The 6,651-nt window shown below is 69.1% G+C and carries 7 protein-coding genes; 1 reads left to right on the plus strand and 6 read right to left on the minus strand.

All coding sequences use genetic code 11. The features are described from left to right. Positions 1-31: 31 nt before the first annotated feature. From J1M41_RS12250 to J1M41_RS05920, 6 genes are all read right to left on the minus strand, one after another. On the minus strand, positions 32-559 hold the full coding sequence (locus J1M41_RS12250; protein ID WP_274607153.1) for a ParA family protein: 528 nt from the start codon (positions 557-559) through the stop codon (positions 32-34). Positions 560-739: 180 nt separating this feature from the next. Next, positions 740-1,168 carry a DUF6083 domain-containing protein gene (locus J1M41_RS05900; RefSeq protein ID WP_127435416.1) on the minus strand — a complete coding sequence of 143 codons (429 nt, stop codon included), beginning with the start codon at positions 1,166-1,168 and terminating at the stop codon, positions 740-742. Between the two features lie 108 nt (positions 1,169-1,276). Next, positions 1,277-2,451, minus strand: a protein-coding gene (locus tag J1M41_RS05905) for an IS3 family transposase (protein ID WP_102708792.1) whose coding sequence is annotated in 2 segments (ribosomal slippage) — positions 1,277-2,164 and positions 2,167-2,451 — 1,173 coding nt in all. Because the reading frame shifts where the segments join, the coding sequence is not laid out codon by codon here. 326 nt (positions 2,452-2,777) lie between these two features. Next, positions 2,778-3,251, minus strand: a complete 474-nt coding sequence (locus tag J1M41_RS05910; protein ID WP_227718746.1) for a signal peptidase II — start codon at positions 3,249-3,251, stop codon at positions 2,778-2,780. 180 nt (positions 3,252-3,431) lie between these two features. Then, the gene (locus J1M41_RS05915; protein WP_170721174.1) at positions 3,432-5,387 is read right to left on the minus strand and encodes a cation-translocating P-type ATPase; all 1,956 of its coding nucleotides are present in this window, start codon (positions 5,385-5,387) and stop codon (positions 3,432-3,434) included. Further along, a complete protein-coding gene (locus tag J1M41_RS05920) occupies positions 5,384-5,746 on the minus strand; it encodes a helix-turn-helix transcriptional regulator (RefSeq protein ID WP_060775722.1) in 363 nt (120 codons plus the stop codon). The genes J1M41_RS05915 and J1M41_RS05920 overlap by 4 nt, the downstream gene beginning before the upstream one ends. Before the next feature lie 152 nt (positions 5,747-5,898). Here J1M41_RS05920 and J1M41_RS05925 point away from each other — a divergent pair, with 152 nt between their 5' ends. Further along, entirely contained in the window at positions 5,899-6,648 is a 750-nt protein-coding gene (locus J1M41_RS05925; RefSeq protein WP_036313837.1) for a cytochrome c biogenesis CcdA family protein, read from the plus strand. Positions 6,649-6,651: the final 3 nt, after the last annotated feature.

Here is a 6,651-nt window from a genome sequence, read left to right on the forward strand (position 1 = left end):
CCGAAGTCGTTGGTGGTGCTGCCGACAGCGATCACCAGGGTGTCGTAGGCGATGTCGCGCTCGGGAACCAGTTCAACTTTTTTTTAGATGTGTATAATAGACAGTGGGTGAAGAGCTTGGTGCGGGGGTTGGCCTGGTTCAGCAGGGCCACCAGGCGCACGGTGGGGCCCAGGGCGTCGACGGTGGCCCAGGTGCGGGCGATGTCGTCGGCGCTGGGAGTGGTGGGGATGATGACCAGGTCGGCCGCTGCGGCAGCGGCGGACTGGACGTCGGGGGTGCCCGGTGGGGTGTCGATCACGACGAAGTCCGTGCTCGGGCGCAGCCGTTTGAGGTCGGAGAGGTTCACGGCCCGGTAGGTGAAGGGGATGGGCGAGCCTGTGGGGCGTTCTTCGGCTGCGATCTCCAGCCACTCGCTGGCCGAGCCCTGGGGATCGGCGTCGAGGACTTCGACGCTGTGGCCGGTGTGGGTCAGGGCGGCGGCGAGGCAGATGGTTCCCATGGTCTTGCCCACGCCTCCCTTGGAGGCGATGAACGCGATGGTGACAGGAGCTGGTGCCATGAGGGCAGGATAACCCGCACTAACGCAGTGCCGCACGCGGTGATGCGTTAGTGCGGTACTGCAATCCCTCGGGCCTAGGCGTACATATCGCGTTGGCCAGGGCGGGAGCTGGTGATGGCTCCTCCTCCGTGTGGCAGAGCGTGAGCTCCGTGTTGTCCACCAAGTGGGGATTCTGCTTGTTCAGGAGAGCTTCTCCTCCGTGTCGCTTTCCTCGAGGCTGGCACGCAGCTCGTTCTGGATGCGGAGCAAGGCCGGAGAGTCTGAGTCCTCATCGAAGGGGCAGACATGCGTGTGTGGGATGAGCACCTTGTCGGTGGGGCGTTCTGCGGGGCGTTGGATGGCGATGATCTTCCGACGTCGAGGAAGGCGCCACTGAGCCTTAGGGGGCAATCCAGCGCTCTCGTACTCTTCCGGCTGGAAGGGCCAGGGTGCTTCGCGTTCGGTGTAAATCCAGATGATCGGCAGTCGACAGCGTCGGCAACGGCCTCTCTTTGGTTTGGACCAGAGATAGGTGGCTGGGGCGTCGTCAGCAGGGTCTGAGAACAAGGCCTGCTTGATCTGCTGGGGTTCATGGAGACGATGCCGGGGTGGTGGTTGCTCTTGGCTCATGTGGGTCTCCTCTGCCTGCGCACGCCGGTGATGTTTGGATTCTCACCCGATGGCCGGCTGTACACCAGAGGAAGGAGGGACTGGTGCACGTGTAGGTGACAGTCGTCTTCACGCCGCGTCTGCGGGCGTGTGGTCCATGATCAACTCGTACTCGACCGGCGTCAATCGGCCCAGGCGCACCTGCCGGCGGCGGCGGTGGTAGGTTCGCTCGATCCAGGTGATGATCCCGGCCCGCAGCTCGTCCCGGGTGTCCCAGTCGCGTCGGTCCAGCACGTTCTTCTGCAGCAACGCGAAGAAGGACTCCATAGCCGCGTTGTCCCCGGCAGCACCGACCTGACCCATGGACCCGATCAGCCCGTGGGTGGTGAGGGCGTCCTGGAATAGGGCCGAGCGGAACTGGGAGCCGCGGTCCGAGTGCACGATGCACCCGGCCACCGCATCGGTGCCGCCGCGGCGTGCCACGGCCTGCTCGAGGGCGTTCACGGCCAACGAGGCCTGCATACGCCCGGCCATGGAGTACCCCACGATCCTGCCGGCGTAGAGATCCTTGATCGCGCAGAGGTAGAGCTTGCCCTCACTGGTGGGGTGCTCGGTGATGTCGGTCAGCCACAGCCGGTTCGGAGCTTCGGCAGAGAAGTCCCGGCGGACGTGGTCGTCGTGCACGGGTGGGCCTGGGCGGGTCCCGTACTTGCCACGCTTGGCCCCGAACCCGCAGTGCCACCCGTTCTGGCGGCAGAGCCGCCAGGCAGTACGGGCGGCCATTCGCTCCCCGGCCGCCTCGGCCTCGTCCCGCAGCAGCCGGTACCCGAACTCCGGATCGTTCAGGTGAGCGGCGTGCAGGGCGTTGGCCCGGTAGGCCTGCTCCACCTCAGAAACGGCGACGGGCTGGTCCCGCCAGCGGTAGTAGGGCTGGCGGGCGAGCTTGAGGACCCGCAAGGACACCGCGACCGGGATCTGGTCGGCGGCGAGCTCGGACACGAGCGGGTACATCATTTTTTCGGCAGGTTCGCCTGGGAGAGGTAGGCCGCGGCGCGGCGTAGGACTTCGTTCTCCTGCTCGAGGAGCCGGATCCTGCGGCGGGCTGCGCGGAGTTCTTCGGCCTCGGCCTTGGTGGTGCCTGGGATGTTGCCTGCTTCGATATCGGCCTGGCGAATCCAGTTCGTCAGGCAGGACTCGGAGATGCCGAAGTCCTTCGCGATGTCTTTCAGATGGGTGCCGGGCTCACGGTTCTGCGCGACCCGGACGACATCATCGCGGAACTCTTTGGGGTAGGGGGCGGGCATGGTGCACATCCTTCCCTTTGGTGTGGGAACACCACAGATCGTATGTCACCTGTACGTGCGTCAGTCCCTCCCTCGGCCGTCGGCCTGTGCACGATCGGCCCCTTGACCACAGGGGTCAGGAGCACCGGGGTCGGGACGCGGATATGGTCTGTCGTTCCCAGGGCCGGGGCTTCTGCTCCATCGCCGACCGGCGTCGAGGCGTGCCACCCACCTGTCGCACCGCCCCACCCCGCCAAGATCACCGTGTGGTCTCGTACGGCGCCGGCAGGTTGACTCCCTAGGGGGGACCGACTGCAGCGGGCCGCGGAGGGGAGTCCTAGTAGTGGTTATCGCGCGGCGTCGACGGTGCCCCGGTCGGGCACCGTGGCGGTCAGGAGGACCGCGGCCAGCGCCCCGCCGACAATGAAGATGTCCGCGATGTTGCCGATGAACCAGTTCCCGTAGGCGAGGAAGTCCACCACGTGGCCTTGCCCGAATGACGGTGGGCGCAGGAGCCGGTCACCCAGGTGGGAAGTCACCGCGCCGCCGAGACACCCGATCACGATCGCCCAGGACACGGTACGGACCCGGAGGGTGAACCAGATCGCCGCGGCGACCGCCACCGCCGAGATGATGGTGAAGATCCAGGTCGAGTTGGCCCCGAACGAGAAGGCCGCCCCGGGGTTGTAGGCCAGCTGGAGCCCGAGCAGCTCACCCAGGAGCGGGACTCGCTCGCCCGTGGACAGGCTGTTCTCCGCCCACCACTTGGTCACCTGGTCCAGGACCACTACGCCGGCCCCGATCGCAATGGTCAAGAGCACCAGGGGGTACCTGCGCCGGTGGTTCATTCGTGTCCTTTCGCGATGCGCCCGTTTCCCGGCGCCTCAGTGGATCTGCTGACCCCGGCGCGACCTGTGAAATCGCTGGCAGGTACCGGATGGACCGGACAGGTCGGGTCTCACCGGGCCTGGGCGTCTCTGTCCCGCAGGCACGGTAGGAGCTCATCCCGTGGTGGCGGGTTGGGCTTGCCGGTCGGTGAGGGGTTCCAGGGCGGTGCGTCGGGTGGTGGCGGCGCGCAGGCCGTTGCCGATGACGATGACCTCGGCGACCTCGTGGACCAGGACCACGGCGGCCAGGCCGAGGACGCCGGTGATGGCCAGCGGCAGCAGCACGGCGATGATCAGCAGCGAGAGAATGATGTTCTGATTGATGATGGCCCGGCCGCGGCGGGCGTGGGCCAGAGCTTGGGGGATCAGGCGCAGGTCGTGGCCGGTGAAGGCGACATCGGCGGATTCGATGGCTGCGTCCGAGCCGGTGGCGCCCATGGCGATGCCGACCTCGGCGGCGGCCAGGGCGGGAGAGTCGTTGATGCCGTCACCGATCATCGCGGTGGGCCGGGTGCCGGTCAACTGGTGGACGGCGGTGGCCTTGTCCTCGGGGCGCAACTCGGCGCGCACGTCGTCGATGCCGGCCTGGTCGGCGATCGCCCGGGCGGTGCGGGCGTTGTCCCCGGTGAGCATGGTCAGGTCGATGCCCTGGCCGGTCAGGGTGGTCACGACGGTGGGGACCTCAGGGCGCAGTTCGTCACGGACCCCGATGGCCCCGGCGACCGCCCCGTCGCGGTGGATGATGACCACGGTCATGCCCTGGTCCTCCAGCCCCTGGACCTGGGCCGCCAGGGGGCCGGGGGCCAGCCAGCGGGGGCTGCCGACGGTGACGGTAGCCCCGTCCAGGCGGCCGGTGATCCCGTGCCCGGCGGTCTCGGTGACGCCCTCGGCCGCGGGCGTGTCCGGGGTGGCGGCGGTGATGGCCGCGGCCAACGGGTGGGTGCTGTGCTGTTCCAGTGCCGCGGCCCAGCCCAGCACTTGGTCCTCGGTGATGCCGGGGGCGGCGAGCACGGCGGTGACGGTGGGCTGGTTGCGGGTCAGGGTCCCGGTCTTGTCCACCGCCAGGTGGCGGATCCCGCCGAGGCGCTCGAAGGCGGCCCCGGATTTGATGACCACCCCGAACCGGCTGGCCGCGCCGATCGCCGAGACCACGGTGACCGGCACCGCGATGGCCAGCGCGCAGGGCGAGGCGGCCACCAACACCACCAGGGCGCGGGTGATCCACAGTTCCGGGTCCCCGAGCAGGGACCCGAGGGCCGCGACGAGCACGGCCAGGATGAGCACCCCGGGCACCAGGGGCTTCGCGATCCGGTCGGCCAGCCGGGCCCGGTCCCCCTTCTCGGCCTGGGCCTGTTCGACCAGGTGCACGATGGTGGTCAGGGAGTTGTCGGTGCCGGCGGCGGTGGCGTCAATCTCCAGGGCCCCGGCGGTATTGATCGACCCGGCCGAGACGGTGTCTCCCGGGCCGACCTCGACCGGGATGGACTCGCCGGTGATCGCCGAGGTGTCCAGGGAACTGCGCCCGGTACGCACGATCCCGTCGGTGGCGACCCGTTCCCCGGGCCGGACCACGAGCACCTGCCCGGGTCGCAGGTCCTTGGCCTCGACCTCCACCGTGGCCCCGCCGGCCCGGATGGTCGCGGTCTCGGGCACCAGTTTCAGCAGGGCGCGCAGGCCCGCCCGGGCCCGGTCCATGGCCTTGTCTTCCAGGGCCTCGGCGATGGAGTACAGGAACGCCAGGGCGGCGGCCTCCTCGATGTAGCCCAGGATCACCGCGCCGATGGCGCTGATCGTCATCAGCAGTCCGATCCCGAGCCGGCCCCGGGTGAACAATCCGCGCAGCGCCCCGGGCACGAAGGTCCAGGCGCCCAGCACCAGCCCGACCCAGAACACCACCGTGGCCACGAGACCGGCCCCGGACCATTCCAGGACCAGCCCGGTGAGGAACGCCAGCCCGGAGAGCGCCGGGAGCAGGATGGCTGCATCGCGCCACCACGGCCGGTGCTCCTCGTGCTCCTCGGGTGCACCGGGAGTGGGGGTCGGGGCCTCGCAGCCGCAGGCGGCGCTCACGAGGCCACCTCCGCCGTGTCGCAGCACCCGGGTACCGGGCAGCCCGGGTCCAGGCAGGGCGCGGAGGCATCCACCGCGAGGGTCACCTCGAGCAGACTGCTCAGCGCCCGGGCCAGGTGCGCATCGACGATCGCGTACCGGGTGCGGCGGCCCTGGTGCTCGACGGCCACGATCCCGCAGTCCCGCAGGCAGGCCAGGTGGTTCGACACGTTCGACCGGCTCAGCCCCAGGGCCTGGGCCAGCTCGGCCGGATACCCGGGGCCCTCCAGCAGGGACAGCAGGATCCGGGATCGGGTGGGGTCGGCCATCGCCCGGCCCAGCCGGTTCATCACGTCCAACCGTGTCGCAATCGTCAGCATGTGGTGAACTATACAGCCTGCACTGTAGTCTCTTGCGGGGTTTCGCCCGGGCCGGGCGACCCCGATCGATTGAATCAGTGAGGACCCTCCGTGACTGCCCGTTGCTGCCCCACCTTCCCGCATCGCCGCTGCCGGGGCCGAGGAGGACGGCCATGAGCCTGGGTGGGTTCTTCGCCGAGATGGTCCAGTCCGGGGCACTGCTGGTGGCGATGCCGCTGGCCGTGGTCGCCGGGCTGGTGTCCTTCCTCTCCCCGTGCATCTTGCCGCTGGTGCCCGGATACCTGGGGTATGTCTCCGGGCTGGCCGACCCGCGCCGGGCGGACAACCGGCGCCGGGTGATGACCGGGGTGGGACTGTTCATTATGGGCTTCGCCGCGGTGTTCACCCTCTACGGGGCCGCCTTCGGGGTGATCGGCGGGTGGCTGTTGCAGTGGCAGGACGCGCTGATCCGGGCCTTGGGGGTGTTCGTGATCCTGATGGGCCTGGTGCTCATCGGCTGGCTGCCGTTCCTGCAGAACACCCGGCGGATGTCCTTCCAGCCCAGGACCGGGATCGCCGGGGCCCCGCTGCTCGGGGTGGTCTTCGGCCTGGGCTGGACCCCGTGTATGGGCCCGACCCTCAGCGCCGTGCTGGCGTTGAGCACCACCACCGGGGACCCCTGGCGCGGGGCCCTGCTGGGCTTCCTCTACTGTCTGGGCCTGGGCATCCCCTTCGTGCTGGTGGCGATGGGCCTGGACTGGGTCACCCGAACGCTGGGCTTCGTCCGCCGCCACATCCGCGCCTTCAACATCATCGGCGGGGTACTGCTGGTGCTCGTCGGGGTGCTGATGGTCACCGGGATCTGGACCCTGTGGATCTACCAGCTGCAGAACCTGGCCGGCACCTTCACCACCCCCGTCTAACCC

The organism is Micrococcus sp. KRD096, assembly GCF_017168495.1.
Lineage (GTDB): Bacteria > Actinomycetota > Actinomycetes > Actinomycetales > Micrococcaceae > Micrococcus > Micrococcus luteus.